The organism is Streptomyces sp. NPDC046931 (assembly GCF_040644655.1).
GTDB lineage: Bacteria > Actinomycetota > Actinomycetes > Streptomycetales > Streptomycetaceae > Streptomyces.
In genome coordinates, this window is the sequence record NZ_JBEYWX010000010.1 from 54,669 (window position 1) to 80,981 (window position 26,313).

At 70.8% G+C, this 26,313-nt stretch carries 22 protein-coding genes; 15 read left to right on the forward strand and 7 right to left on the reverse strand.

Translation table 11 applies throughout. The features are described 5' to 3' along the window. The first annotated feature begins 3 nt into the window (after positions 1-3). The 9 genes from ABZ876_RS19415 (at position 4) to ABZ876_RS19455 (ending at position 11,300) form a co-directional block, all read left to right on the forward strand. Positions 4-357 carry a nucleotide pyrophosphohydrolase gene (locus ABZ876_RS19415; protein ID WP_361782220.1) on the forward strand — a complete coding sequence of 118 codons (354 nt, stop codon included), beginning with the start codon at positions 4-6 and terminating at the stop codon, positions 355-357. Positions 358-546: 189 nt separating this feature from the next. Continuing rightward, positions 547-1,023 (forward strand): DUF6099 family protein, encoded by a 477-nt coding sequence (locus tag ABZ876_RS19420; RefSeq protein ID WP_361782223.1) that lies wholly within the window; start codon positions 547-549, stop codon positions 1,021-1,023. Positions 1,024-1,147: 124 nt separating this feature from the next. Beyond that, positions 1,148-2,071 carry an LLM class F420-dependent oxidoreductase gene (locus tag ABZ876_RS19425; protein ID WP_361782226.1) on the forward strand — a complete coding sequence of 308 codons (924 nt, stop codon included), beginning with the start codon at positions 1,148-1,150 and terminating at the stop codon, positions 2,069-2,071. Positions 2,072-2,231: 160 nt separating this feature from the next. Next, positions 2,232-3,692 carry a 3' terminal RNA ribose 2'-O-methyltransferase Hen1 gene (locus ABZ876_RS19430; protein WP_361782229.1) on the forward strand — a complete coding sequence of 487 codons (1,461 nt, stop codon included), beginning with the start codon at positions 2,232-2,234 and terminating at the stop codon, positions 3,690-3,692. Continuing rightward, positions 3,689-6,268 carry a polynucleotide kinase-phosphatase gene (locus ABZ876_RS19435; protein WP_361782232.1) on the forward strand — a complete coding sequence of 860 codons (2,580 nt, stop codon included), beginning with the start codon at positions 3,689-3,691 and terminating at the stop codon, positions 6,266-6,268. The genes ABZ876_RS19430 and ABZ876_RS19435 overlap by 4 nt, the downstream gene beginning before the upstream one ends. A 61-nt stretch (positions 6,269-6,329) precedes the next feature. Then, the gene (locus tag ABZ876_RS19440; protein WP_361782235.1) at positions 6,330-7,160 is read left to right on the forward strand and encodes a M55 family metallopeptidase; all 831 of its coding nucleotides are present in this window, start codon (positions 6,330-6,332) and stop codon (positions 7,158-7,160) included. 137 nt (positions 7,161-7,297) lie between these two features. Next, positions 7,298-8,521: an arginine deiminase gene (locus ABZ876_RS19445; RefSeq protein ID WP_361782237.1), complete on the forward strand. Its 1,224-nt coding sequence runs from the start codon at positions 7,298-7,300 to the stop codon at positions 8,519-8,521. A 131-nt stretch (positions 8,522-8,652) separates the two neighbouring features. Beyond that, positions 8,653-9,660, forward strand: a complete 1,008-nt coding sequence (gene argF, locus ABZ876_RS19450) for an ornithine carbamoyltransferase (RefSeq protein WP_361782240.1) — start codon at positions 8,653-8,655, stop codon at positions 9,658-9,660. Positions 9,661-9,842: 182 nt separating this feature from the next. Further along, on the forward strand, positions 9,843-11,300 hold the full coding sequence (locus ABZ876_RS19455) for an amino acid permease (RefSeq protein ID WP_361782243.1): 1,458 nt from the start codon (positions 9,843-9,845) through the stop codon (positions 11,298-11,300). Here ABZ876_RS19455 and ABZ876_RS19460 read toward each other — a convergent pair. After that, a complete protein-coding gene (locus ABZ876_RS19460) occupies positions 11,260-11,709 on the reverse strand; it encodes an ATP-binding protein (protein ID WP_361782246.1) in 450 nt (149 codons plus the stop codon). The two genes, ABZ876_RS19455 and ABZ876_RS19460, sit on opposite strands and share 41 nt — an antisense overlap. Positions 11,710-11,890: 181 nt before the next feature. Between ABZ876_RS19460 and ABZ876_RS19465 the strand changes: the two genes are divergently transcribed. Further along, positions 11,891-12,718: an enoyl-CoA hydratase family protein gene (locus tag ABZ876_RS19465; RefSeq protein ID WP_361782249.1), complete on the forward strand. Its 828-nt coding sequence runs from the start codon at positions 11,891-11,893 to the stop codon at positions 12,716-12,718. Then, positions 12,703-15,009: a bifunctional salicylyl-CoA 5-hydroxylase/oxidoreductase gene (locus tag ABZ876_RS19470; protein WP_361782252.1), complete on the forward strand. Its 2,307-nt coding sequence runs from the start codon at positions 12,703-12,705 to the stop codon at positions 15,007-15,009. The genes ABZ876_RS19465 and ABZ876_RS19470 overlap by 16 nt, the downstream gene beginning before the upstream one ends. Positions 15,010-15,030: 21 nt before the next feature. On the opposite strand, the gene ABZ876_RS19475 is transcribed toward ABZ876_RS19470, so the two are convergent. Both ABZ876_RS19475 and ABZ876_RS19480 read right to left on the reverse strand, forming a co-directional pair. Beyond that, positions 15,031-15,855 (reverse strand): PaaX family transcriptional regulator C-terminal domain-containing protein, encoded by an 825-nt coding sequence (locus ABZ876_RS19475; RefSeq protein WP_361782255.1) that lies wholly within the window; start codon positions 15,853-15,855, stop codon positions 15,031-15,033. A 15-nt stretch (positions 15,856-15,870) separates the two neighbouring features. Then, positions 15,871-17,604 (reverse strand): AMP-binding protein, encoded by a 1,734-nt coding sequence (locus ABZ876_RS19480; RefSeq protein WP_361782683.1) that lies wholly within the window; start codon positions 17,602-17,604, stop codon positions 15,871-15,873. 162 nt (positions 17,605-17,766) lie between these two features. Here ABZ876_RS19480 and ABZ876_RS19485 point away from each other — a divergent pair, with 162 nt between their 5' ends. Then, on the forward strand, positions 17,767-18,921 hold the full coding sequence (locus ABZ876_RS19485) for an acyl-CoA dehydrogenase family protein (protein ID WP_361782258.1): 1,155 nt from the start codon (positions 17,767-17,769) through the stop codon (positions 18,919-18,921). Next, positions 18,918-19,340: a RidA family protein gene (locus tag ABZ876_RS19490; RefSeq protein WP_361782261.1), complete on the forward strand. Its 423-nt coding sequence runs from the start codon at positions 18,918-18,920 to the stop codon at positions 19,338-19,340. Before ABZ876_RS19485 ends, ABZ876_RS19490 begins: the two co-directional genes overlap by 4 nt. A 29-nt stretch (positions 19,341-19,369) precedes the next feature. On the opposite strand, the gene ABZ876_RS19495 is transcribed toward ABZ876_RS19490, so the two are convergent. Continuing rightward, positions 19,370-19,672 (reverse strand): hypothetical protein, encoded by a 303-nt coding sequence (locus ABZ876_RS19495; RefSeq protein WP_361782264.1) that lies wholly within the window; start codon positions 19,670-19,672, stop codon positions 19,370-19,372. Positions 19,673-19,817: 145 nt separating this feature from the next. Continuing rightward, positions 19,818-20,501, reverse strand: coding sequence for a hypothetical protein (locus ABZ876_RS19500; RefSeq protein WP_361782267.1), 684 nt, complete (start codon positions 20,499-20,501; stop codon positions 19,818-19,820). 200 nt (positions 20,502-20,701) lie between these two features. Here ABZ876_RS19500 and ABZ876_RS19505 point away from each other — a divergent pair, with 200 nt between their 5' ends. Continuing rightward, a complete protein-coding gene (locus ABZ876_RS19505) occupies positions 20,702-21,250 on the forward strand; it encodes a DUF1062 domain-containing protein (RefSeq protein ID WP_361782270.1) in 549 nt (182 codons plus the stop codon). Between the two features lie 139 nt (positions 21,251-21,389). On the opposite strand, the gene ABZ876_RS19510 is transcribed toward ABZ876_RS19505, so the two are convergent. After that, positions 21,390-22,919 carry a UDP-N-acetylglucosamine 1-carboxyvinyltransferase gene (locus ABZ876_RS19510; protein ID WP_361782273.1) on the reverse strand — a complete coding sequence of 510 codons (1,530 nt, stop codon included), beginning with the start codon at positions 22,917-22,919 and terminating at the stop codon, positions 21,390-21,392. Between the two features lie 64 nt (positions 22,920-22,983). Beyond that, on the reverse strand, positions 22,984-23,181 hold the full coding sequence (locus tag ABZ876_RS19515; protein ID WP_361782276.1) for a DUF4236 domain-containing protein: 198 nt from the start codon (positions 23,179-23,181) through the stop codon (positions 22,984-22,986). Positions 23,182-23,506: 325 nt separating this feature from the next. Here ABZ876_RS19515 and acnA point away from each other — a divergent pair, with 325 nt between their 5' ends. Further along, positions 23,507-26,224, forward strand: a complete 2,718-nt coding sequence (gene acnA / locus ABZ876_RS19520) for an aconitate hydratase AcnA (protein WP_361782278.1) — start codon at positions 23,507-23,509, stop codon at positions 26,222-26,224. Positions 26,225-26,313: the final 89 nt, after the last annotated feature.

The following is a 26,313-nucleotide window of genomic DNA, read 5'->3' on the forward strand; positions in this document are numbered from 1 at the left end:
CCCGTGCCTCCGGAACCCGGAGCACCCGAGGGCCTCGATGTGGCGCGGCTCCAGCGGCGCCTCGCGGACTTCGCCGCGGCGCGCAACTGGCAGCCCTACCACACGCCCAAGAACCTGGCGGCCGCGCTGAGCGTCGAGGCGTCCGAACTGGTCGAGATCTTCCAGTGGTTGACACCCGAGGAGTCCGGCCGGGTGATGGACGACCCCGCGACCGCCCATCGGGTGAGGGACGAGGTCGCGGACGTGCTCGCGTATCTGCTCCAGCTGTGCGACGTCCTCGGCATCGACGCGCTGGCGGCGCTCGACGCGAAGATCGACCGCAACGAGGAGCGGTTCCCGGCGCCGGGCACCGACTGAGACGGAACCCGCCCCCGCAACCGCTGGCGGTCACTCTCCGGAGTCATTGAGTTGTCCCCATCCCTCGGGTTGTCCACAGATTTCGGTCCAGCTCTGGCTTTTCGGCCCGCGAACCCTCACTCTGGGTAGTGGACAACGGAGTTCGGGCATGACGTGTGGGAGCCCGTCGGGACAGAGTGGGGGCAGCGCATGGACGCGGTGCGGCTCATCGTGGCGAGCAGGCGCGCCCTGGCGGGGAGCGAGGGCGGGCCGAGGATCATGAAGGAGGCGTGGCAGGCCTACGCTCTGGCGCAGGCGATCGGCAGTCGCCTGGCGGTCTCGGGACCACCCGAACTGCGCGGCGAGGCACTGGGTCTGACGGAACTGGCGGGCAGAGGCTGCGGTGTCCTGGACACTCCCCCCATCGACGTGGCCGACCTGCGGGCCGCCCAGCTCACGGATCTCGGTGATGCCGGCAAGGCCCTCGTCGACCTGGGCACCCTCCTGACGGAACTCGGCATGGCCCTCGTCGCGGTCGCGAGCGCGGCGGACGACGAGGGCACCTACTGGCAGTGCATGGAGGCCATAGACGCGGCCGACGAGTCGAGGGACCGGGTGAGAGAGATGCTGCGCAGACTGGCGGCCCGGGACGGCGAGATACGGGAGCGCTACAGAACGGCGGGCTGAGCACGCCCTCCGTGCCCAGGCCGGGAGCACCCGGCCGAGTCCCGCGGATTCCACCCGAGCGAGTCCGCCGAAGACCGGCGGCAGCGCCGAAGCCGCCCGGTGTTCGAGCGTGCACCATGGAGGTATGGATCTTCGCATCTTCACCGAGCCCCAGCAGGGGGCGACCTACGACACCCTCCTCTCCGTCGCCAAGGCCACGGAGGAGCTGGGCTTCGACGCCTTCTTCCGTTCGGACCACTATCTGAAGATGGGCGCCGGGGACGGCCTTCCCGGTCCCACCGACGCCTGGATCACCCTCGCCGGCCTGGCCCGCGAGACCAAGCGCATCCGCCTCGGTACGCTGATGACCGCCGCCACCTTCCGCCTGCCCGGTGCCCTCGCCATCCAGGTCGCCCAGGTCGACCAGATGTCCGCAGGCCGCGTCGAACTGGGCCTGGGGGCGGGCTGGTTCGAGGAGGAGCACAAGGCGTACGGCATTCCGTTCCCCAAGGAGAAGTTCGCCCGTCTCGAGGAGCAGCTGGCGATCGTCACCGGTCTGTGGGCGACCGAGCCCGGCAAGACCTTCACCTTCCACGGCCGGTATTACGACCTGACCGACTCGCCCGCCCTGCCCAAGCCCGCCCAGTCCAAGGTCCCGGTACTCATCGGCGGCCACGGCGCGACCCGCACCCCGCGGCTGGCCGCGCGGTTCGGCGATGAGTTCAACGTCCCTTTCGCCTCCGTCGAGGACAGTGAGCGCCAGTTCGGCCGGGTCCGTGCGGCGGCGGAGGAGGCCGGACGCGGCGCCGACGCCCTGACGTACTCGAACGTGCTGGTGGCCTGTGTCGGCAGGGACGACCAGGAGGTGGCCCGCCGCGCCGCCGCTATCGGCCGCGAAGTCGGCGAGCTGAAGGCCAACGGCCTGGCCGGGACCCCGGCCGAGGTCGTCGACAAGATCGGCCGCTATCAGGAGATCGGCTCCGGTCGTATCTACTTCCAGATCCTCGACCTCGACGACCTGGACCACCTGGAGCTGATCTCCTCCCAGGTCCGGTCCCAGCTGAGCTAGCCCGACCGAAGCCCGCGGAGGCCCTCCGCGCGTGGCGCCGCGCGCTGGGGGCGTGGGGCGTGAAGGCGCGGACTCGATTCTCCCGCACCCCGTGAATCAGGGCGCCTCCGCCGGGAAATCCAGTACCACCGAGGGCTCGTCGGCGCCGATACTCGGTCACGTGTTCCTGACGATCTCCACCACCGGCACCGAGCAGCACCCGGCCACCGACCTGGGTTTCCTGTTGCACAAACACCCGGACAGAGCCCAGGCGTTCTCCACCTCCTACGGCACCGCGCACGTCCTTTACCCCGAGGCGGACGCCGAGCGCTGCACGGCGGCGCTGCTGCTGGAGGTCGACGCGGTGGCACTGGTCCGGCGCGGTAAGGGCAAGGGCCGGGGCGGCGCGCCCGACGCGGTCCTCGGCCAGTATGTCAACGACCGCCCCTACGCGGCCTCCTCCCTGCTCGCCGTGGCGCTCAGCAGCGTGTTCTCCAGCGCCATGCGGGGTGTGTGCACGGCTCGGCCCGAGCGCGCCGGGCAGCCGCTGCCCCTGCGGATCGAGATACCGGCCCTGCCCGCCCGGGGCGGCCCCGACCTCGTACACCGTCTCTTCGCGCCGCTCGGCTGGACGGTCACCGCCGAACCGGTCGCTCTCGACGCCGAGTTCCCGGAGTGGGGGGACTCGCGGTATGTGCGCCTGGTGCTTCAGTCGCAGACGCTGACCCTGGCCGAGGCCCTGCGTCATCTGTACGTCCTGCTGCCGGTCCTCGACGACGCCAAGCACTACTGGGTCGCCGCAGACGAGGTCGACAAGCTGCTGCGGGCGGGCGAGGGCTGGCTGCCCGGCCACCCGGAGCAGAAGCTGATCACCAGCCGTTATCTGTCGCGCCGCTGGTCGCTGACCCGGCAGGCGATGGAGCGGCTGGAACTGGTGCGGCTCGCCGAGACCGACGACAGCGAGGTCGAGGAGATCGACAACGCGGTCGAGGCCGAGACCGAGACGGAGGAGAAGCCGGCCCCGCTCGCCGTGCGGCGCAGGGACGCGATCATCGACGCGCTCGAGGAGTCCGGCGCCGCCCGGGTCCTCGACCTGGGCTGCGGGCAGGGCCAGTTGGTGCAGGCGCTGCTGAAGGACGCGCGGTTCACGGAGATCGTGGGTGTGGACGTGTCGGCGCGGGCGCTCGCCATCGCCGCCCGGCGTCTGAAACTGGACCGCATGGGGGAGCGGCAGGCGTCCCGCGTGCAGCTCTTCCAGGGCTCGCTCGCGTACACCGACCGCCGTCTGAAGGGTTACGACGCCGCGGTGCTCAGCGAGGTCGTCGAGCATGTCGACCCGCCGCGGCTGCCCGCCGTGGAGTACGCGGTGTTCGGCGCGGCCCGGCCCCGGACGGTGCTCGTGACCACCCCGAACGTCGAGTACAACGTCCGCTGGGAGAGCCTGCCGGCCGGGCATGTCCGCCACGGCGACCACCGCTTCGAGTGGACGCGGGAGGAGTTCCGGGCATGGGCGGGCACGGTGGCCGAACGGCACGGCTACGGTGTGCGGTTCGTGGCCGTGGGACCCGATGACCCCGAGGTGGGGCCGCCCACCCAGATGGCCGTGTTCACGCTCACCACGAAGGAGGAGAAGGCCGCATGACCACCACCCGGACCCAGGGGCGCACCCTGCCCGTGACCGACCTCTCCCTCGTGGTCCTGGTCGGCGCTTCCGGCTCGGGCAAGTCCACCTTCGCCCGCAGGCACTTCAAGCCGACCGAGGTCATCTCGTCGGACTTCTGCCGCGGACTGGTGGCCGACGACGAGAATGACCAGAGCGCGAGCCGTGACGCCTTCGACGTACTGCACTACATCGCCGGCAAGCGCCTCGAGGCGGGGCGCCGCACGGTGGTCGACGCCACCAGCGTGCAGCAGGAGGGCCGCCGTCAGCTGATCGAGCTGGCCCGGCGGTACGACGTGCTGCCGATCGCGATCGTGCTCGATGTGCCGGAGGAGGTGTGCGCCGAGCGCAACGCGGCCCGCACCGACCGGGCGGACATGCCGCGCCGCGTCATCCAGCGCCACACGCGCGAACTGCGCCGCTCCCTGAGGCACCTGGAGCGGGAGGGCTTCCGCAAGGTGCATGTGCTGCGGGGCGTGGAGGAGATCGAGAACGCGACGGTCGTCACCGAGAAGCGTTTCAACGACCTGACCCACCTCACCGGCCCCTTCGACATCGTCGGCGACGTCCACGGCTGCGCGTCCGAGCTGGAGTCGCTGCTGGGCAGGCTCGGATACGTCGACGGTGTGCACCCGGAGGGCCGTACCGCCGTCTTCGTGGGCGACCTGGTCGACCGTGGCCCGGACAGTCCGGGCGTACTGCGACGTGTGATGTCGATGGTGGCGTCCGGCAACGCGCTGTGCGTGCCCGGCAACCACGAGAACAAGTTCGGGCGCCATCTGCGCGGCCGCAAGGTCCAGCACACGCACGGACTCGCCGAGACGATCGCGCAGATGGAGGGCGAGAGCGAGGAGTTCAGGCAGCAGGTCCGGGAGTTCATCGACGGGCTGGTCAGCCATTACGTCCTCGACGGAGGGCGGCTGGTGGTGTGCCACGCCGGTCTGCCGGAGAAGTACCACGGCCGCACCTCGGGCCGGGTCCGCTCGCACGCGCTGTACGGCGACACCACGGGGGAGACGGACGAGTTCGGCCTGCCGGTGCGCTACCCGTGGGCGGAGGACTACCGGGGCAGGGCGGCCGTCGTGTACGGCCACACCCCGGTTCCGGAGGCCACCTGGCTGAACAACACGATCTGCCTGGACACCGGTGCCGTCTTCGGCGGCAAGCTGACCGCGCTGCGCTGGCCGGAGCGGCAGCTGGTCGACGTACCGGCCGAGCGGGTCTGGTACGAGCCGGGCAGGCCGCTGCGCACCGAGGCGCCGGGCGGCCACGACGGCCGCCCGCTGGACCTCGCCGACGTCCAGGGCCGCAGGGTCGTGGAGACGCGGCACGGGGGCCGGGTCTCGGTCCGCGAGGAGAACGCCGCGGCGGCCCTGGAGGTCATGAGCCGCTTCGCGGTCGACCCGCGTCTGCTGCCGTATCTGCCCCCGACGATGGCACCGACCGCGACCAGCCATGTCGAGGGCTACCTGGAGCATCCGGCGGAGGCCTTCGCGCAGTACCAGGAGGACGGGGTCGCGCGGGTCGTGTGCGAGGAGAAGCACATGGGCTCGCGGGCCGTGGCCCTGGTGTGCCGGGACGCCGAGACGGCACGGAGGCGCTTCGGGGTCGGTGGCCCGTCCGGCCCGGGTGCGGCCGGAGGCGGGAAGGGCCCCACCGGGTCGCTGTACACCCGTACGGGCCGGCCGTTCTTCGACGACGCAGCGGTCACCGAGGAGATCCTCGGCCGGCTGCGTTCGGCGATCGGCGAGGCGGGCCTGTGGGAGGAGCTTCGGACGGACTGGCTGCTGCTCGACGCCGAGCTGATGCCCTGGTCGCTGAAGGCTTCCGGGTTGCTGCGCTCGCAGTACGCGGCGGTGGGTGCGGCGTCCGGTGCCGCGTTCCCGGGGGTGCTGGCCGCGCTGGAGGGCGCGGCGGCGCGGGGCGTGGAGGTGACGGAACTGCTTTCGCACCAGCGCGCACGGGCCGCGGACGCGGCGGCGTTCACGGCGGCGTACCGGCGCTACTGCTGGACCACCGACGGACTGGACGGCGTCCGGCTGGCCCCGTTCCAGCTCCTGGCCGTCCAGGGCCGCAGTCTCGCGGCGCTGCCGCACGACGGGCAGCTGGCACTGCTGGACCGGCTGGTCGAGCACGACGGAAGCGGGCTGCTCCAGACGACCCGCCGGCTGTACGTCGACACCGGCGACCCGGAGTCGGTGCGCGCCGGAGTCGACTGGTGGCTGGAGATGACCGGGCGCGGTGGCGAGGGCATGGTGGTCAAGCCGGTGGAGGCGGTGGTGCGCGGTGCGGCCGGCCGTCTGGTGCAGCCGGGCATCAAGTGCCGCGGTCGTGAGTACCTGAGGATCATCTACGGTCCCGAGTACACGCGCCCGGAGAACCTGACCCGGTTGCGCGGCCGGTTCCTGAACCACAAGCGCTCTCTCGCACTGCGCGAGTACGCCCTCGGCCTGGAGGCGCTGGACCGCCTCGCGGAGGGCGAACCGCTGTGGCGGGTCCACGAGGCGGTCTTCGGGGTGCTGGCCCTGGAGTCGGAACCGGTGGACCCCCGGCTGTGACGGAACCGCACTCCTCGGGCCCGGCGTCCTTCCGGACGATCGAGCCCGAGGAGTACGCAGCGTGCAGGTCTACATCAGCGCCGACATGGAGGGCATCACGGGACTCGTCGACCGCGACGACGTCCAGCCCGGCGGACGGGACTACGAGCGCGGCCGGCGGATGATGGCGGAGGACGTCAACGCGGCCGTGCGGGGCGCACTGGCGGCCGGTGCCGCCGGCGTCCTGGTGAACGACGCCCATGGCCCGATGCGCAATCTGCTGCCCGAGGCGCTGCATCCGGCGGTCCGGCTGGTCCGGGGCAGGCCCAAGCGGATGGGCATGCTCGAGGGTCTCATCCCCGGACACGACGCCATGGTCTGCGTCGGTTACCACTCCCGGGCGGGCGAACCCGGTGTGCTCAGCCACAGCTTCATGGGGCATGAGATCGAGGACATGTGGCTGGACGGGCGGCCGGTCGGCGAGATCGGGCTCGCCCAGGCAACGGCCGCGGCGCTGGGTGTCCCCGTCGTGGCGCTCACCGGGGACGACGCGGCATGCGGGGAGGCCGCCGCCTGGGACGGGTCGATCACCACGGTGGCGGTGAAGTACGCCCGGGACCGGTTCGCGGCCGAGCTGCGCCCGGAGGCGGAGGCGCGCAAGGCGATCGAGGAGGCGGTCACCGCCGCCCTCTGCGCACCACGCGCACCGCTTCCGGCGGTCCCGGGGCCGTCCACGCTCAGCGTCCGCTGGCAGTCGGCCTCGGTGCCCGCCACGCTGCTCGGCATCCCCGGCGTCACCGCCACCGACAGCCGCACCGTCCGGGCGGAGGGCGAACTGCCCGCGCTGTACCGGCTGTTCGGTGTGTGGATGCGGGTCGCGGCCTCTCTCACCGACCAGCCGCCGTACTGCTGACGGTGCCGTCTGCGGCCCACCCGCCACAACCGCACCGCGTATACCCCGGGCCGTTTATCGTCAGGTGGACGAAATCAAACGGCGCGGTTCGCAGGGAACGAAGGGTGAACACGCGCCCTAATGGTCAGGATGGAGGCATGGGATTCCATGTCGACTCCGAGGCCGGGCGGCTGCGCCGCGTCATCCTGCACCGGCCGGATCTCGAGCTCAAAAGGCTCACCCCCAGCAACAAGGACGCGCTTCTCTTCGACGATGTGCTGTGGGTGCGCCGGGCGCGCGCCGAGCACGACGGGTTCGCCGACGTGCTGCGCGACCGCGGGGTCGAGGTCCATCTTTTCGGCGATCTGCTCACCGAGGTCCTGGAGATCCCGACGGCCAGGGCCCTGGTCCTGGACCGCGTCTTCCACGAGAAGGAGTACGGGCCGCTCGCCACCGATCATCTGCGCGCGGCCTTCGGCGCGCTGCCCGCCGCGGAACTCGCCGAGGCCCTCATCGGCGGTATGACCAAGCGCGAGTTCCTCGAGGCCCACCCGGAGCCGACCTCCGTGCGGTTCCATGTCATGGACCTCGACGACTTCCTGCTGCGTCCCCTGCCCAACCATCTCTTCACCCGGGACACCTCCGCCTGGATCTACGACGGTGTCTCCATCAACGCCATGCGCTGGCCCGCCCGGCAGCGCGAGACCGTCCACTTCGAGGCGATCTACCGGCACCATCCGCTGTTCCGTGACGAGACCTTCCCTCTGTGGTCGGAGGGCCAGGCCGACTACCCCTCGACGATCGAGGGCGGTGACGTGCTGGTCATCGGCAGCGGTGCCGTGCTCATCGGCATGAGCGAACGGACCACTCCCCAGGCCGTCGAGATGCTCGCGACCAAGCTCTTCGCCGCGGGGTCGGCGCGGTCCATCGTGGCGCTCGACCTGCCCAAGCGGCGCGCCCTCATGCACCTCGACACCGTGATGAGCATGGTGAACGCGGACACCTTCATCCAGTACGCGGGGCTCGGCATGCTTCGCTCGTACACCATCGAGCCTGGGGCCGGCGACAAGGAGCTGAAGGTCACCGACCATCCGCCGGAGCATATGCACCGTGCGATCGCAGCGTCGCTGGAGCTGAGCGAGATCCGGGTGCTGACCCCGATGCAGGACGTGCACGCGGCCGAGCGGGAGCAGTGGGACGACGGGTGCAACGTCCTCGCCGTCGAACCGGGGGTCGTCATCGCCTATGAGCGGAACTCGACCACCAACACTCATCTGCGCAAACAGGGGATCGAGGTGATCGAGATCCCGGGGAGCGAGCTGGGCAGGGGCAGGGGCGGGCCCCGGTGCATGAGCTGCCCGGTGGAGAGGGACCCCGTCTGAGGGCGCCGCCGGGGTGCCTGGGGCACCGGGGCGGGCGGGGCGGGCGGGGTCCGTATAGAAATGTAACGCGTCGTATAGACTTCCATTCGTCCCCTTGTTCGTCCTGCCCCTCGCATCCCTGGAGCGCCCACATGGCGACAGTCCCGACCGCCCTCGCCGGACGTCACTTCCTCAAGGAGCTGGACTTCACCGCCGATGAGTTCCGTTCCCTGATCGAGCTGGCGGCCGATCTCAAGGCGGCCAAGAAGGCCGGGACCGAGACGCGTCACCTGACCGGCAGGAACATCGCCCTGATCTTCGAGAAGACCTCGACCCGCACTCGCTGCGCCTTCGAGGTCGCGGCCGCCGACCAGGGCGCCCACACGACCTATCTGGACCCGGCCGGCTCGCAGGTCGGGCACAAGGAGTCCGTCAAGGACACCGCCCGAGTGCTCGGCCGGATGTTCGACGCCATCGAGTACCGCGGGCGCGGACAGCGTGTGGTCGAGGAGCTGGCCGCACACGCCGGGGTCCCCGTCTACAACGGCCTCACCGACGAGTGGCACCCCACCCAGATGCTCGCCGACCTGCTCACCATGACCGAGCACTGCTCCAAGCCGCTGACCGGCATCGCCTTCGCCTACCTCGGCGACGCCCGCTCCAACATGGGCAACTCCTACCTGGTCACCGGTGCCCTGCTCGGCATGGACGTCCGTATCGCCGCTCCCCGGCCGCTGTGGCCCGAGGAGACGGTCGTCGAGGCGGCCCGGCGGCTCGCCGCCGCCTCCGGCGCCCGGATCACGCTCACCGAGGACGTGAAGGACGGCGTGCGCGGCGCCGACTTCGTCGCCACCGACGTATGGGTGTCGATGGGCGAGCCCAAGGAGATCTGGGACGAGCGCATAGCGCTGCTCGGCCCGTACGCCGTGACCATGGACGTGCTGCGCGCCACAGGCAACGACGAGGTGAGGTTCCTGCACTGCCTTCCGGCCTTCCACGACCTCGGCACCGAGGTGGGCCGCGAGATCCACCGGCGGCACGGGCTGACCGAACTGGAGGTCACCGACGAGGTGTTCGAGTCCGCGCACTCCCTCGTCTTCGACGAGGCGGAGAACCGGATGCACACGATCAAGGCCATCCTGGTCGCCACCCTCGCCTGACCGGGCGTGCCCGCTGCCACAGCGGAACCCCGCATCCTTCCCGTACGATCCTCGGCGAGCCCGGAGCCACCCCTTCCGCGGCTCGTCGCGCGACCTTCCCCCAGCGCCCGGCAAGCTCCCGTCTTCGCCCGGGCAGGGACACCCCCTGGTCGCCCCGCACCACTGAAAAGAGCGCCACCTTCATGCCCGGCAGACCCGCCAACCCCTTCCGCATCAAGTCACCAGAGCTGCTCGTCGCCGAGGCCGGCGCCGATCTCGCGGGTCATGGCCTCAAACGCCATATGGGCCTGTTCCAGCTCGTCTGCTTCGGCGTCGGAGCGGTCGTCGGCACCGGCATCTTCGTCGGCCTGTCCGACTCGGTCGCCCAGGCCGGGCCCGCGGTCGTGGTCTCCTTTGTGCTCGCCGCCCTCACCTGCGTCTTCACCGCCTTCGCGTTCGCCGAGCTGGGTGGCGCCATCCCGGTCTCCGGGTCCTCGTACTCCTTCGCCTACGCGGGCTTCGGCGAGGGCACGGCCTTCCTCGTCGGCTGGTGCCTGCTGCTGGAGTACGGCGTGTCCGTGTCGGCCGTCGCGGTCGGCTGGAGCCAGTACGTGAACGAGCTGCTGGCCGGCCTCACCGGGTGGCAGCTGCCCGCGGCGCTCTCCGCGGGGCCGGGCGACGGCGGGGTGATCAACCTGCCCGCCGTGATCGTGATCGCCCTGGCCTCGGTCCTCCTGGTGCGCGGTGTCCGCGAGAGCGCCCGCGCCACCGCCGCCATGGCGGTCCTCAAGCTCGCCATCCTCGTCGTCTTCTGCGCCATCGGGTTCACCGCCTTCAAACACGGCAACCTGACCCCGTTCACGCCCGCAGGACTCGGCGGCATCGGCGCCGGCACCACGGCCGCGTTCTTCTCGTACATCGGCTTCGACGCGATCACCACCGCCGGCGAGGAGGCCAAGAACCCCCGCCGGAACATCCCCGTCGCGATCCTCGTCTGCATCGGCCTGGTCACGCTGCTGTACTGCGCGGTCGCGCTCGCCGCGATCGGCGCCATCGGCGGGCCCGCGGTCGGCGGCCGGCCCGCGGCGCTGTCGTACGTCGTCAACCAGGTCACCGGCTCCACCGTCGGCGGCAGCGTGATCGCCTTCGGCGCCGTCGTCGCCATCGCCTCGGTCGTGCTCGCGGTGATGTACGGCCAGACCCGCATCCTGATGTCGATGGCCCGGGACGGACTCGTCCCGCGTGTCTTCGAGCGGGTCTCGCCGAGGACCTCGACCCCGGTCACCGGCACCCTGATCGTGGCGGTCGTCTTCGCCGTCCCGGCCGCCTTCTCCTCGCTGGACGCGGTGGTCAACCTGTGCACCATCGGCACCCTCGCCACGATGGCCGTGGTCAATGTCGCGGTCATCGCCCTGCGCCGCCGCGAGCCCGGTCTGGCCCGCTCCTTCCGGGTACCGCTGTACCCGGCGGTGCCGCTGCTCGGCGTGGGCTTCTGCCTGTACCTGATGTACGAGACGGGCTGGACCACCTGGGTGCAGTTCGCGGCGTTCCTGGCGGCCGGCTGCCTCGTCTACGCGCTCTACGGCCGCCGGCACTCCCGGCTCATGGCCGCTGCGCCCGTCACCGCGGACGCCGCTGCCGCGGAACCGCAGGCAGTCTGAACCACACCGCCTTGCCGGACGCGGTGGGGCGGTGCCCGCAGGACGAGCTGAGGCTGCGGATCAGCAGCAGACCACGCCCATGCTCCTGCCAGGGGTCGGCGTGGATCACGGCGGGGCGGGTCAGATCGCCGGGCGGCGCGGGGTCGGGATCGTGCACCTCGACCGTGCAGCCGGTCGGGAGCAGCTCGACGACCAGCTCGATCGGCCCGTCGCCCGCCGCGTGCTCCACCGCGTTCGCGACCAGTTCCGCGGTGAGCAGTTCCGCGGTGTCGCTGTCGGCCGTGTGCTCCAGCTCCGCCAGCGCCGTACGGACCAGTGCGCGCGCGACCGGCACGGCCGCGGCGGTCTGCGGCAGCGCGACGCGCCAGGAGGCGGGAGCGGGGGCTTCGTACAAGACGGGTCCGTTCATGGCGCAGGGCGGTCCTGCTTTCTACACGAGTCATGCATGGTACGACGCGCCCCGTGGAGGGCGATCGGCGGGTTTCGCCATGGTGTATCGCGCACTCGTGACGACAGTCATGGATCAGTGATAACTTCGTCACAGAGCAGCAGTGCAGACAGCCGCCCCCCGACCGAGGAGGCCGCCCGTCATGAGTCCCTTCACCGGCTCCGCCGCCCGCACCTCCGACTGGCGTCACCTCAGGTGCGCCCTGGCGGACGGGGTCGCCACGGTCGCCCTGGACCGCCCCGAGAAACTCAACGCGCTCACCTTCGGCGCCTACGCCGACCTGCGCGACCTGCTGGCCCAGCTGTCCCGGGAGAGGTCCGTCCGGGCCCTGGTGCTGGCCGGTGAGGGGCGCGGCTTCTGCTCGGGCGGCGACGTCGACGAGATCATCGGCGCCACCCTCTCCATGGACACCGCCCAGCTGCTCGACTTCAACCGTATGACCGGGCAGGTCGTCCGGGCCGTGCGGGAGTGCCCGTTCCCGGTGATCGCCGCCGTGCACGGGGTGGCCGCGGGCGCGGGCGCGGTGCTCGCGCTGGCCGCGGACTTCCGGGTGGCCGACCCCTCCGCGCGCTTCGCCTTCCTGTTCACCAGGGTCGGGCTGTCCGGCGGCGACATGGGTGCCGCCTATCTGCTCCCGAGGGTCGTCGGGCTCGGGCACGCCACCCGGCTGCTCATGCTCGGGGAGCCGGTGCGGGCACCGGAGGCGGAGCGGATCGGGCTGATCAGCGAGCTGACCGAGGAGGGCCGCGCCGACGAGGCGGCCCAGGCGCTGGCCCGCCGGCTCGCCGACGGCCCGGCCCTCGCCTACGCGCAGACCAAGGCGCTGCTGACGGCCGAGCTGGACATGCCGCTCGCCGCGTCCGTCGAGCTGGACGCGTCGACGCAGGCGCTGCTGATGAACGGCGAGGACTACGCCGAGTTCCACGCCGCCTTCACGGAGAAGAGGCCCCCGAAATGGCAGGGGAAGTAGCCATGGAGGCGGCCCGCCGGCCCCTGCGCGTCGCCGTCGTCGGCGGCGGCCCCGGCGGGCTGTACGCCGCCGCCCTGCTCAAGCGTCTCGACCCGGCCCGCGAGGTCACAGTCTGGGAGCGCAACGCCCCCGACGACACCTTCGGCTTCGGTGTCGTCCTCTCGGACGAGACGCTCGGCGGCATCGAGCACGCCGACCCCGTCGTGCACGCCGCGCTGAAGGACGAGTTCGTGCGCTGGGACGACATCGACATCGTGCACCGGGGAGTGCGCCAGACCTCCGGCGGCCACGGCTTCGCCGCTCTCGGCAGGCGGCGGCTGCTTCAGATCCTGCACGAGCGCTGCCGTTCGCTCGGCGTCGAGATCCGCTTCAGGTCCGAGGCCCCGCACCCGGCACGGCTGTCGAAGGCGTACGACCTGGTGATCGCCGCCGACGGGGTGCACAGCGCCACCCGTGCGGCCTACGCCGAGGTGTTCCGGCCCGTTGTCGAGGAGCACCGCTGCCGTTACATCTGGCTCGCCGCCGACTTCGCCTTCGACGCGTTCCGCTTCGAGATCGCCGAGACCGAGCACGGCGTGATGCAGCTGCACGGCTATCCGTATGCGGGGGACGCCTCGACCGTCATCGTCGAGATGCGCGAGGAGGTGTGGCGGGCCGCCGGGTTCGCCGAGTCGGAGACCGCCGAGACGATCGAGCGCTGCGCCAAGATCTTCGCGGACGCGCTCGGCGGACAGCCCCTGCGCTCCAACAACTCCACCTGGACCACCTTCCGCACGGTCACCAACGCCCGGTGGTCGCACGGCAACGTGGTCCTCCTCGGCGACGCCGCGCACACCGCCCACTTCTCGATCGGCTCCGGCACCAAGCTCGCGGTGGAGGACGCACTCGCGCTGGCCGCGTGCCTGGAGGAGCACACCTCGCTGCGGGACGCCCTCGCCGCCTACGAGGAGGAGCGGCGGCCCGTCGTCGCCTCCACCCAGCGCGCGGCCCGGGCCAGCCTGGAGTGGTTCGAGAACCTCCGGCTCTATCTCGACCAGCCCGCCCGGCAGTTCGCGTTCAACCTGCTCACCCGCAGCCGCCGGGTCACCCACGACAATCTGCGGCTGCGCGACGCACGCTTCACCGAGGCGGTGGAAAGGGAGTTCGGCTGCGCGCCCGGCACCCCTCCCATGTTCACCCCCTTCCGGCTGCGGGGCCTGACCCTGCGCAACCGGGTCGTGGTCTCGCCGATGGACATGTACTCCTCGGTGGACGGCGTTCCGGGCGACTTGCACCTCGTCCACCTGGGCGCGCGGGCGCTGGGCGGGGCAGGACTGGTGATGACCGAGATGGTGTGCGTGAGCGCCGAGGGGCGCATCACCCCGGGCTGCGCCGGGCTCTACACCGGGCGGCAGGCCGAGGCCTGGCGGCGGATCACCGACTTCGTGCACACCCAGGCCCCGGGCACCGCCATCGGTGTGCAGCTCGGGCACAGCGGCCGCAAGGGCTCGACCAAGCTGATGTGGGAGGGCATGGACGAGCCGCTGGAGGAGGGCAACTGGCCGCTGGTGGCCGCGTCCCCGATCCCGTACAAACCCGGCAGCCAGACACCCCGCGAGTTGTCCCGCGCCCAACTCACGGACCTCCGCGAGCAGTTCGCGTCCGCCGCCTGGCGGGCCGTCCGCAGCGGCTTCGACCTGCTCGAACTGCACTGCGCCCACGGCTATCTGCTCTCCGGCTTCCTCTCGCCGCTCACCAACCGGCGCACCGACGCCTACGGCGGCAGCCTCGCCAAGCGGCTCCGCTTCCCCCTGGAGGTCTTCGACGCCGTACGGGCGGTGTGGCCCGAGGAGCGGCCCATGACCGTACGGATCTCCGCGACGGACTGGGCCGAGGGCGGCACCACGGCCGAGCAGGCCGTCGAGATCGCCCGGGCCTTCGCCGCACACGGCGCCGACGCGATCGACGTGTCGACCGGGCAGGTGGTGGCCGACGAACGGCCGGCGTACGGGCGTTCGTACCAGACGCCGTACGCCGACCGGATCCGCCACGAGACGGGCATCCCGGTGATCGCGGTGGGCGCCATCTCGTCGTGGGACGACGTCAACTCGCTGATCCTCGCCGGGCGGACCGATCTGTGCGCCCTCGCCCGGCCGCATCTGTACGACCCGCACTGGACGCTGCACGCGGCGGCCGAACAGGGATACGGCGGGCCCGGCGCGGTGTGGCCCGCGCCCTACCGGGCCGGCAGCCGGCGCCCGCAGACCGGACGCACGGACGCCCCGAAACCCCGTCTGGCCTTCAGCGGCTGAGCCTTCTCGCCCGGCACCGGCTCAGGCCTCGGGGCGCACTCCCGCGAACACCGCTCCCGCGTCCCGAAGCCGCTCGTGCAGCGCCCGGAAGACCGAGGCGGAACGCGTACCCGGCCAGTCCCCGGGGAGCAGCTGGGCCGGCAACCCCGGGTCGACGTACGGCAGATGGCGCCAGGAGTCCAGAGCCAGCAGGTAGTCGCGGTACGCCGCCTCCGGCGGGGTGTCCTCGCGCGCCTCCCACTCGTGCAGTACGTGCGCGTGACAGTCGAGGAACGCCTCGTGCTGCTTGGCGATCGCGGCCAGGTCCCACCAGCGCGCCACCGCCTGCGCGGTCGGCGCGAAACCGAGGTGCTCACCGCGGAAGAGCTCCACATACGGGCCGAGACGCAGCCGCTGAAGGGTGTGCCGGGTTTCCTCGTACAGGCGTGCGGGGGCGATCCACACGCCGGGGGCCGCGGTGCCGAAACCGAGTCCGGCGAGCCGGGAGCGCAGCAGATGCCGCTTCTGCCGCTCGGACTCCGGCACCGAGAACACCGCGACCACCCAGCCCTCGTCCTCGGGAGGCGTCGTCGCGTACACGCGCCGGTCGCCGTCGTCGAGGAGTTGCAGCGCGTCCGGCGACAGCGCGTATCCGGCCGCGCCGGTGGCCGTGCGCGACGGGACCAGCAGCCCCCGCCGCTTCAGCCGGGACACCGACGAGCGTACGGAGGGCGCGTCCACGCCGACCGCGGCGAGCAGCCGGATCAGCTCGGCCACCGGAACCGGACCGGGTGTGAAGCGGCCGTAGGCGCCGTAGAACGTCACGATGAGGGAGCGGGGAGCGTGCTGATCGGACACGTTGATCACTTTAGATCGTCGGCGTCAGTCATGATCACCGGGTGGGGGCGCCGGGCGGACGTCCATGCGCAGCCGGAACCGCTGGAGCTTGCCCGTCGCCGTGCGGGGCAGTGCGTCCACGAAGACGAACTCGCGCGGACACTTGTACGGCGCCAGCTCGGAGGTCAGGAAGGCGCGCAGGGCCTCCGGGTCGCGCCGAGCGCCCGGCCTGAGCACCGTGTACGCCACCACCACCTGCCCGCGCGCCTCGTCCGGCCGGCCGACGACAGCCGTCTCGACCACATCCGGGTGACGCAGCAGGGCGTCCTCGACCTCCGGTCCGGCGATGTTGTACCCGGCCGAGATGATCATGTCGTCCGCGCGCGCCACATACCGGAAGTAGCCGTCGGGCTCGCGGACATAGGTGTCGCCCGTGATGTTCCAGCCACCCCGGACGTAGTCCCGCTGCCGGGGATCGGCGAGATAGCGGCAGCCGACCGGTCCGCGCACGGCGAGCAGCCCGGGCTCGCCGTCGGGCACGGGAGCGCCGTCGGCGTCCTGCACCCGGGCCTGCCACCCCGGCACCGGAACTCCCGTGGTCCCCGGGCGGATCGCGTCGTCCGCGGCGGAGATGAAGATGTGCAGCAGTTCGGTCGCGCCGATGCCGTTGATGACGCGCAGCCCCGTGCGCTGGTACCAGGCCCGCCAGGTCGCGGCGGGCAGGTTCTCCCCGGCCGACACACACCGCCGGAGCGACGAGATGTCGTGTCCCTCGTGCCTGTCGCCTCCTTCGCGTCCGTCGTCTCCTTCGCCTCCTTCGCGTCCGTCGTCTCCTTCGCCTCCTTCGTGTCCGCTCATCTCCTCGAGCATCGCGCGGTACGCGGTCGGCGCCGTGAACAGGACGGAGACCCGGTGCTCGGCGATGGCGGGCAACAGCTGCCGGGGGCCCGCCTGTTCGAGCAGCAGGGCGCTCGCGCCGGCCCGCAGCGGGAAGACGACCAGGCCGCCGAGCCCGAAGGTGAAGCCGAGCGGAGGACTGCCCGCGAAGACGTCGTCGGGGCGGGGCCGGAGCACATGCCGGGAGAAGGTGTCCGCGATGGCCAGCAGGTCGCGGTGGAAGTGCATACAGCCCTTCGGGCGGCCCGTGGTGCCCGAGGTGAAGGCGATCAGCGCCACGTCGTCGGCCGCCGTGTCCACCGGCGCGTACGGTTCCTCGGGCGCCGGCAGGCGCAGCAGATCCTCGGGGGAGTCGCCGCCGTAGGGGGTGATGCGCAGCCCGGGGACGTCGGCCTTCGCCAGGTCGTCCACGGCGCGGGCGTCGCACAGGGCGTGCCCGACCCGGGCGATCTCGCACACCGTGCGCAGCTCGTGCGGACGCTGCTGGGCGAGCACGGTGACGGCGACCGCGCCCGCCTTCAGCACCGCGAGCCAGCAGGCCGCGAGCCAAGGGGTGGTGGGGCCGCGCAGCAGCACCCGGTTGCCGGGGACCACGCCGAGGGTTCCGGTGAGCGTGTGCGCGATCCGGTCGACACGGGCCCTGAGCTGCCCGTACGTCCACACCTCCCCGGTCGCCGTACGGAAGGCCGGTCGGCCCGGGGCGGTACCGGCCAGCAACTCGACCGCGGCGTTGAGCCGTTCGGGGTAATGCAGCTCGGGCAGGTCGAAAAGGAGTTCGGGCCACTGCTCACGGGGTGGGAGCTGGTCCCGGGCGAAGGTGTCCAGGTGAGCGGTGGTGCCTTTGCTGGTGCTGCTGGTGCCGACGGCGCCGGCCGTCTCCATGGCGCTGGTGGTGGCGTCCCTGGGATCCATGGCGTCTCGCCCCCTTGTCGTGGTGGGCTCGCGCATCGAGCGTATCGTGTTGGTGACGACAGTCAACGGTCCGCGATACGCTCGGGTGGGCTGCCCACCGGCCCGGTGCACCGTCAGGGAGAGGGACCGGCAATGACCGCATTCTCGCTCGATCCGGCACAGATCGCCTGGTGTGCGGAACTGCGCGACCTGGCGGAGCGGCGGCTGCGCCCGCTCGCGGACAAGGGCGAGCCGGGCCGGGTCAACCGGGAACTCGTCGAGGAACTCGGTCGACTCGGGCTGTTGGACAGGCTGTTCACCGCGGGCGCGCTGGAGCTGTGCCTGATGCGGGAGTCGCTGGCCCAAGCCTGCACGGAGGCGGAGACGGCCCTCGCCCTCCAAGGTCTCGGCGCGCACCCGGTGCACACGTACGGTACGCGGGCACAGCGCGACCGCTGGCTCCCCGGTGTCCGCGCCGGCACTGTGGTGGCGGCCTTCGCCCTGACCGAGCCGGACGCGGGCTCGGACGCCGCGGCGCTGGCCCTGAGAGCGGACCCGGAGGGCACATCCCCCCTCCCCGAGCGGGACGGCGGGCGGGGCTGGCGGCTCACCGGGGAGAAATGCTGGATCTCCAACGCCCCCGAGGCCGACTTCTACACCGTCTTCGCGCGCACCGCCCCCGGCACGGGAGCGCGCGGCGTGACCGCGTTCCTCGTCCCCGCCGACCGCCCCGGCCTGACCGGCTCCGCGCTCGACATGCTCTCGCCGCACCCCATCGGCGCCCTCGCCTTCGACGCCGTGCCCGTGACCGCCGACGATGTCCTCGGGGAGCCCGGCCGGGGCTTCCGGGTCGCCATGGGCACGCTCAATCTCTTCCGGCCCAGCGTCGGGGCCTTCGCGGTCGGCATGGCGCAGTCGGCCCTCGACGCGACCCTCGCCCACACGGCGGAACGGGACGCGTTCGGCGGCAAGCTGAAGGACCTCCAGGCCGTCGCCCACCAGGTGGCCGAGATGGCCCTGCGCACCGAGGCGGCCCGCCTCATGGTCTACGCGGCGGCGACGGCGTACGACGCCGGAGCCCCGGACGTCCCGAAACGGGTCGCGATGGCGAAGCTGCTGGCCACCGAGACCGCGCAGTACGTCGTCGACGCGGCCGTCCAGCTGCACGGCGCCCGCGCCCTGCGCCGCGGCCACCTTCTCGAGCACCTCTACCGCGAGGTGCGCGCTCCCCGGATCTACGAGGGCGCGAGCGAGGTCCAACGCGGCATCGTCGCCAAGGAGTTGTACACCACCGTGGAGGCCCCGTGACCGCCGAGCGCACCGATCCGCCCGCCTTCTCGCGTATCAACCCGCCGGATCTCTCCCCTCCGACAGGTTTCTCGCATGCGGTGGTCGCGACCGGCTCCCGGGTGGTGTTCCTGGCGGGCCAGACAGCTCTCGACACCGACGGCAAAGTCGTGGGGGCCACCCTCCCCGAGCAGTTCGAGCGGGCGCTCACCAACCTGCTCACCGCCCTGCGCGCCGCCGGCGGCACCCCCGCAGAGCTCGCCCGCGTCACCGTCTACGCCACCGACGTCGCCGCCTACCGCACCCACGCCCCCGAACTCGGCCGCATCTGGCGGCGGCTGGCGGGCCGCGACTATCCCGCGATGGCCGTCGTGGGAACCGTACGCCTGTGGGACGAGGAGGCCTTGGTGGAACTCGACGGTTTCGCGGTGCTTCCGTAGGCGGCCCGCAGCGTGATCGAGCCGAACCGCTAGTCCTGAACGGGAAGATCCGGATGGAGGGCCAGAAAGATCAGGTACGCGATTGCCGCCGCTGCCCCCACAAGGGACAACACCCCTCCCACCACCGCCCGCGACCTGCTCGTCCGCTCAGGTCCCGGCGCTCGATACTCGATGTACGCCCGCACCATCCCGGCGAGGGCCAGCGGCAGCGAGACGAACCAGACAAGCATCCAGAACGGGCAGCAGAACCAGCACGCCACGGACAACCCGCCGAACCAGACCGCAAGTCCTGCCACGCCGCGCGTCGGGTCCGGTACATCAGGGGAAGTCATGGGCTGATCCAAGCAGAGCAGGTGTGAGAGCTCGGCAGCGGGACCTCAGGGTCGCTGTTCCCTGGCCTCTAGTCGGCCATCAGGTCGTTCTCGACGGCGGGAGCAAGGCGGGCGAGCCAGTGTTGGGTCTCGGCCGGTTCCAGAATCAGATACCACTCATCGTGAGGGCGTATCCCCGGCGTGCGCGAGGGTCGATGACGACCAGCGGTTCGTCGTCAAGAACGGCAGCCAGTGCGCCGACCCAAGCAGCTTGTTGGGACCGGTGGGCGAGCGCGGCGGCGTGTTCGCACAGCTCGGCTTTGACGTCGCCGGGGACGGCCGCGCGGAAACCTGCGTCCGCCATGACCGTGATCAGGGCTTTGAGCCAGTCCTCCATGTCGAACCAGGACATGGCGATACGAGTCATCGTGTTCTTGTCGACGCCCCGGCGCCACCGGGGCAGTCCGGTCAGCGTCCGCACCAGTTGGTGGGCGCCGGCGCTCACCGGTTCGGGCAGCGGCCGGCCGCGTGCTGCTTTGTCCCAGAACCGCGGCACCACCTCGTTGAACTTCATGGCTTTTGAGGCGCGCCGCGGCAGCACTTCGACGAGAGCGATGGGGGACGCGCCCCACTCGACGCACGCGCCCGCCAGAACCGCGGTCTTGGCGAAGTCCGCGCTCAGCCCCGGCAGCAAGGGCGCGGGGGCCTCCGCGGTGGCGGTCAGACTCCCGGGGCCTCCCGCCCGAGCGGTATCCGCAAGCCGCTTCATCGCGGTTCGGTAGGCGGGAGCGGAGCCGGACTCCATCCGTGCGACGAGTTCGTCGACCAGGCGCTGTATCTCCGTGGGCACGAGAGGACGCTAGCCGGGGTCAAAAACCAGTGGAGCAGCGCCGCTGTGCGCCATTACCGTGCTGCCGAACCAAGTCGTCTGGTCAAGGACGTGCCGTTGTACACCCTGTGAGACCTCCCGAGCGCTGATTCGTCGCGCGTCGCGCATATGCGCCGCGCTGCTTTTTGCTGCGGACTTCTCACTGAAACCGGTGTACTTCTGTGCTCAATGACTGGGTGGTCGCGCCCACCTGCCTGCCGCTCGTTCTCCGCCGTTGCCACGCGTGCGCCTCTAAGCGCTTCCGGGCAGGCGGTAAATTTCGCGTCAACGCAAACCACAAGCTCATCGACGCCTGGCTCCTCGTCCTCTGTACCGCTTGCGGGGAAACCGCAAAGCTCACGGTCCTGGAGCGGATGAGTGTGCGCTCCGTACGACCTGAACTGCTGGACCGGCTGCATGACAACGACCCCGGCCTGACAGCCGAGCTGCTTCAGGATGCGGTCGTGCAGCGCCGTAATCGCATCGCCCTCGACTGGGACAACGCCTGGCGCCTCGACAGCGGCGGATCGGATCACCTGGACCGCGAGGTGATCGACGTCTCGGTCCGCTTTGCGGCGCGGATCCCTGTCCGGCCGGTGCGACTGATCGCCGAAGGCTGCGGTCTTTCGCGGGCCGAGGTCGAGAGACTGATCACGGAGGGGAGGCTTGTTTCGGCGGTCCGGCTGAGCGGCAAACTCTCCGGCGACTTCAGCTTCACGCTCAAGCGCTGAGCCCTCCTCGGGACGACGGGCCTGTCCGGCATGATCCGCCGGACAGGCCCTCGCCGCGGCCACCCGCGACCGGCTTGCCCATACGCCTGACCGAGCGGCACGTCCGGCCGATCGACCAGGGGGGCGGCCGTTCCGTGTCTCAGATGTTCCGGAACGTCTCGATCTGCGCGCCGACCGAGTTGAGCCGCTCGGCCAGGTCCTCGTAGCCGCGGTTGATGACGTACACGTTCCGCAGCACGGAGGTGCCCTCGGCCGCCATCATCGCCAGCAGGACCACCACCGCGGGCCGCAGGGCCGGCGGGCACATCATCTCGGCGGCGCGCCAGCGGGTCGGGCCCTCCACCAGGACACGGTGCGGGTCGAGGAGTTGCAGTCGTCCGCCGAGCCGGTTGAGGTCGGTCAGGTAGATGGCCCGGTTGTCGTACACCCAGTCGTGGATGAGCGTCTTGCCCTGCGCGGAGGCCGCGATGGCCGCGAAGAACGGGACGTTGTCGATGTTCAGGCCCGGGAACGGCATCGGGTGGATCTTGTCGAGCGGCGCCTCCAGCTTGGAGGGCCGTACCGTGAGGTCGACCAGCCGGGTGCGGCCGTTGTCGGCCACGTACTCCGGGCTGCGGTCGTGGTCGAGCCCCATCTCCTCCAGCACCGCGAGCTCGATCTCGAGGAACTCGATCGGCACCCGGCGCACCGTCAGCTCCGACTCGGTGACGACCGCGGCGGCCAGCAGGCTCATCGCCTCGACCGGGTCCTCCGAGGGGGAGTAGTCGACGTCGACGTCGATGTCCGGCACACCGTGGACAGTGAGCGTGGTGGTGCCGATGCCCTCGACCACGACACCGAGCGCCTCCAGGAAGAAGCACAGGTCCTGGACCATGTAGTTGGAGGACGCGTTGCGGATGACCGTGACCCCGTCGTGGCGGGCGGCGGCGAGCAGCGCGTTCTCGGTCACGGTGTCACCGCGCTCGGTCAGCACGATCGGCCTGCCGGGGGAGACGGACCGGTCCACGACGGCGTGGTAGTGCCCCTCGGTGGCGGTGACGTCCAGCCCGAACCGGCGCAGCGCGATCATGTGCGGCTCGACGGTCCGGGTGCCGAGGTCGCAGCCGCCCGCGTACGGCAGCTTGAACCATTCCGTACGGTGCATCAGCGGCCCGAGGAACATGATGATGGACCGCGTGCGGCGGGCGGCCTCGGCGTCGATGGCGCCCAGGTCGAGGTCGGCGGGCGGCACGATCTCCAGATCGCCCCCGTCGTTGATCCACCGGGTGCGCACTCCGATCGACGCCAGCACCTCCAGAAGGCGGAACACCTCCTCGATACGGGCGACCCGGCGCAGCACCGTGCGTCCCTTGTTGAGCAGCGAGGCGCACAGCAGGGCCACACAGGCGTTCTTGCTCGTCTTGACATCGATGGCGCCGGAGAGCCGGCGGCCGCCGACCACCCGCAGATGCATGGGACCCGCGTAGCCCAGGGACACGATCTCGCTGTCGAGGGCCTCGCCGATCCTGGCGATCATCTCAAGACTGAGGTTCTGGTTGCCGCGCTCGATCCGGTTCACGGCACTCTGACTGGTGCCGAGTGCCTCGGCGAGCTGCGTCTGAGTCCAGCCACGGTGCTGCCTGGCGTCACGGATGAGCTTGCCGATGCGTACGAGGTAGTCGTCTGACATGAGACTGAGGTTATCTCAGATATGAGATGGCGCCTTCTAGGGGGTCCATTCGGGTGAGTGACTTTCAGTGACCCCTGGTGGAGCGGGTGCGGTGCCATCCGAAAGGACCGGGCAAATCCATCGATGTCGTGCGACGTCCTGAACTGCTGCGGGTGTGGCGCGGTCCGTTCTTCCCGCCTGTGGTGAGGGACCAGGAGCGCTTGTTGATGTTCAGGCGGACTCCGGGCAGGATCCGGAAGCTCTTGCGGAATGTCAGCGGCATGCGTGCGTGCCTCCTTCTCGAACGTTCTGATTCACGTCGGATACCCCGGTTCGCCGGGCTGATGACACGGGGGTGCGTTCGCCCGTCGGGGTTGGGGCGCGGAGCCGCTGCCCCGTGGTGTCGCGGACCGAGGCCGGGCGGGGCCGGGCATGACCATCTGGCACCCATGTACTAGAGTTATCTCGACATCGAGATATCTGCCGAGGCGCCCCGCAGCCATCGCTCTGGTAAGGGTTACCTAACTTAGCCTTACCTTAGCGGATCGGCCAAGCCGTCATGGCGGCAGGATTGCGGTGGTACGCGCACATCAATGAAGGAGACTGTCGTGTCGGCGAACAGCTTCGACGCCCGCAGCACGCTGCAGGTGGGCGACGAGTCGTACGAGATCTTCCGGCTGGACAAGGTGGAGGGCTCGGCCCGCCTGCCGTACAGCCTCAAGGTCCTGCTGGAGAACCTGCTCCGCACCGAGGACGGCGCGAACATCACCGCCGACCACATCCGTGCCCTCGGTAACTGGGACTCCCAGGCCCAGCCGTCGCAGGAGATCCAGTTCACGCCGGCCCGCGTGATCATGCAGGACTTCACCGGCGTTCCCTGTGTCGTGGACCTCGCCACCATGCGCGAGGCCGTGAAGGAGCTGGGCGGCGACCCGGCGAAGATCAACCCGCTGGCCCCGGCCGAGCTGGTCATCGACCACTCCGTCATCGCCGACAAGTTCGGCACGAACGACGCCTTCAAGGTGAACGTCGACCTGGAGTACGGCCGCAACAAGGAGCGCTACCAGTTCCTGCGCTGGGGCCAGACCGCCTTCGACGAGTTCAAGGTCGTCCCGCCGGGTACCGGCATCGTGCACCAGGTGAACATCGAGCACCTGGCCCGTGTCGTGATGGTCCGCGACGGCAAGGCCTACCCGGACACCCTGGTCGGCACCGACTCGCACACCACCATGGTCAACGGCCTCGGCGTCCTCGGCTGGGGCGTCGGCGGCATCGAGGCCGAGGCCGCGATGCTCGGCCAGCCGGTCTCCATGCTCATTCCGCGCGTCGTCGGCTTCAAGCTCACCGGCGAGCTCCAGCCCGGCACCACCGCCACCGACCTCGTGCTCACCATCACCGAGATGCTCCGCAAGCACGGTGTGGTCGGCAAGTTCGTCGAGTTCTACGGCGAGGGCGTCGCCGCGACCTCCCTGGCCAACCGCGCCACCATCGGCAACATGTCGCCGGAGTTCGGCTCCACCGCCGCGATCTTCCCGATCGACGACGAGACCCTGAACTACCTGCGCCTGACCGGCCGCTCCGACCAGCAGGTCGCGCTCGTCGAGGCCTACGCCAAGCAGCAGGGCCTCTGGCTGGACCCGAACGCCGAGCCGGACTTCTCCGAGAAGCTCGAGCTGGACCTGTCCACGGTCGTTCCGTCCATCGCCGGCCCCAAGCGCCCGCAGGACCGTATCGTCCTCGCCAACGCCGCCGAGCAGTTCAAGCAGGACGTCCGCAACTACGTCGACGTCGTCGACGAGGCGGGTGTGGAGTCCTTCCCGGCCTCCGACGCCCCGGCCATCCACCCCAACGGCGCCCCGTCCAACCCGGTCCAGGTCACCGCCCCCGACGGCACGACCTACACCCTCGACCACGGTGCCGTGACGGTCGCCGCCATCACCTCCTGCACCAACACCTCGAACCCCTACGTCATGGTCGCCGCCGCCCTGGTGGCCAAGAAGGCGGTCGAGAAGGGCCTGACCCGCAAGCCGTGGGTCAAGACCACCCTGGCCCCGGGCTCGAAGGTCGTCACCGACTACTTCGACAAGGCCAACCTGACCCCGTACCTGGACAAGGTCGGCTTCAACCTGGTCGGCTACGGCTGCACCACCTGCATCGGCAACTCCGGCCCGCTGCCGGAGGAGGTCTCCAAGGCCGTCAACGACCACGACCTCGCGGTCACCTCGGTCCTCTCCGGCAACCGGAACTTCGAGGGCCGAATCAACCCCGACGTCAAGATGAACTACCTGGCGTCCCCGCCGCTGGTCGTCGCGTACGCCCTCGCGGGCTCCATGACGGTGGACGTCACCCGTGACGCCCTCGGCACCGACCAGGACGGCAACCCGGTCTACCTGAAGGACATCTGGCCGACCGAGGCCGAGGTCAACGACGTCGTCGCCAACGCCATCGGCGAGGACATGTTCAGCAAGTCCTACCAGGACGTCTTCGCGGGCGACGCCCAGTGGCAGTCCCTGCCCATCCCGACCGGCAACACCTTCGAGTGGGACGCGGAGTCCACCTACGTCCGCAAGCCCCCGTACTTCGAGGGCATGCAGATGGAGCCGGCCCCGGTCGAGGAGATCGCCGGCGCCCGGGTCCTCGCCAAGCTGGGCGACTCGGTCACCACCGACCACATCTCCCCGGCCGGTGCGATCAAGGCCGACACCCCGGCCGGCCAGTACCTCACCGAGCACGGTGTGGAGCGTCGTGACTTCAACAGCTACGGCTCGCGCCGGGGCAACCACGAGGTCATGATCCGCGGCACGTTCGCCAACATCCGCCTGCGCAACCAGATCGCGCCGGGCACCGAGGGCGGCTACACCCGCGACTTCACGCAGGAGGGCGGCCCGGTCTCCTTCATCTACGACGCCTCGCGCAACTACATCGAGCAGGGCATCCCGCTGGTCGTCCTGGCCGGCAAGGAGTACGGCTCCGGCTCGTCCCGCGACTGGGCCGCGAAGGGCACCGCGCTGCTCGGCGTCAAGGCCGTCATCGCCGAGTCCTACGAGCGCATCCACCGCTCGAACCTGATCGGCATGGGCGTCCTGCCGCTCCAGTTCCCCGAGGGCCAGTCCGCCGAGTCCCTCGGCCTGAGCGGCGAGGAGACCTTCTCCATCTCCGGCGTCACGGAGCTGAACGAGGGCACCACGCCGCGCACGGTCAAGGTCACCACCGACACCGGTGTCGAGTTCGACGCGGTCGTCCGCATCGACACCCCCGGTGAGGCCGACTACTACCGCAACGGCGGCATCATGCAGTACGTGCTGCGCAGCCTGATCCGCAAGTAAGCGTTCCGGCACGGCAGTCCAGGGCCGCACCCCCGCCCGGCGGGGGTGCGGCCCTCGCCGTGTGCCCGCCCGGACCCGCCCCCGGCGTG

Coding starts and splice junctions, on each gene's coding strand:
- ABZ876_RS19420 (WP_361782223.1), top strand. CDS start 547: ATGGACGCGGTGCGGCTCATCGTGGCGAGCAGGCGCGCCCTGGCGGGG.
- ABZ876_RS19425 (WP_361782226.1), top strand. CDS start 1,148: ATGGATCTTCGCATCTTCACCGAGCCCCAGCAGGGGGCGACCTACGAC.
- ABZ876_RS19435 (WP_361782232.1), top strand. CDS start 3,689: ATGACCACCACCCGGACCCAGGGGCGCACCCTGCCCGTGACCGACCTC.
- ABZ876_RS19445 (WP_361782237.1), top strand. CDS start 7,298: ATGGGATTCCATGTCGACTCCGAGGCCGGGCGGCTGCGCCGCGTCATC.
- argF (WP_361782240.1), top strand. CDS start 8,653: ATGGCGACAGTCCCGACCGCCCTCGCCGGACGTCACTTCCTCAAGGAG.
- ABZ876_RS19455 (WP_361782243.1), top strand. CDS start 9,843: ATGCCCGGCAGACCCGCCAACCCCTTCCGCATCAAGTCACCAGAGCTG.
- ABZ876_RS19460 (WP_361782246.1), bottom strand. CDS start 11,709: ATGAACGGACCCGTCTTGTACGAAGCCCCCGCTCCCGCCTCCTGGCGC.
- ABZ876_RS19465 (WP_361782249.1), top strand. CDS start 11,891: ATGAGTCCCTTCACCGGCTCCGCCGCCCGCACCTCCGACTGGCGTCAC.
- ABZ876_RS19470 (WP_361782252.1), top strand. CDS start 12,703: ATGGCAGGGGAAGTAGCCATGGAGGCGGCCCGCCGGCCCCTGCGCGTC.
- ABZ876_RS19480 (WP_361782683.1), bottom strand. CDS start 17,604: ATGGAGACGGCCGGCGCCGTCGGCACCAGCAGCACCAGCAAAGGCACC.
- ABZ876_RS19485 (WP_361782258.1), top strand. CDS start 17,767: ATGACCGCATTCTCGCTCGATCCGGCACAGATCGCCTGGTGTGCGGAA.
- ABZ876_RS19495 (WP_361782264.1), bottom strand. CDS start 19,672: ATGACTTCCCCTGATGTACCGGACCCGACGCGCGGCGTGGCAGGACTT.
- ABZ876_RS19510 (WP_361782273.1), bottom strand. CDS start 22,919: ATGTCAGACGACTACCTCGTACGCATCGGCAAGCTCATCCGTGACGCC.
- ABZ876_RS19515 (WP_361782276.1), bottom strand. CDS start 23,181: ATGCCGCTGACATTCCGCAAGAGCTTCCGGATCCTGCCCGGAGTCCGC.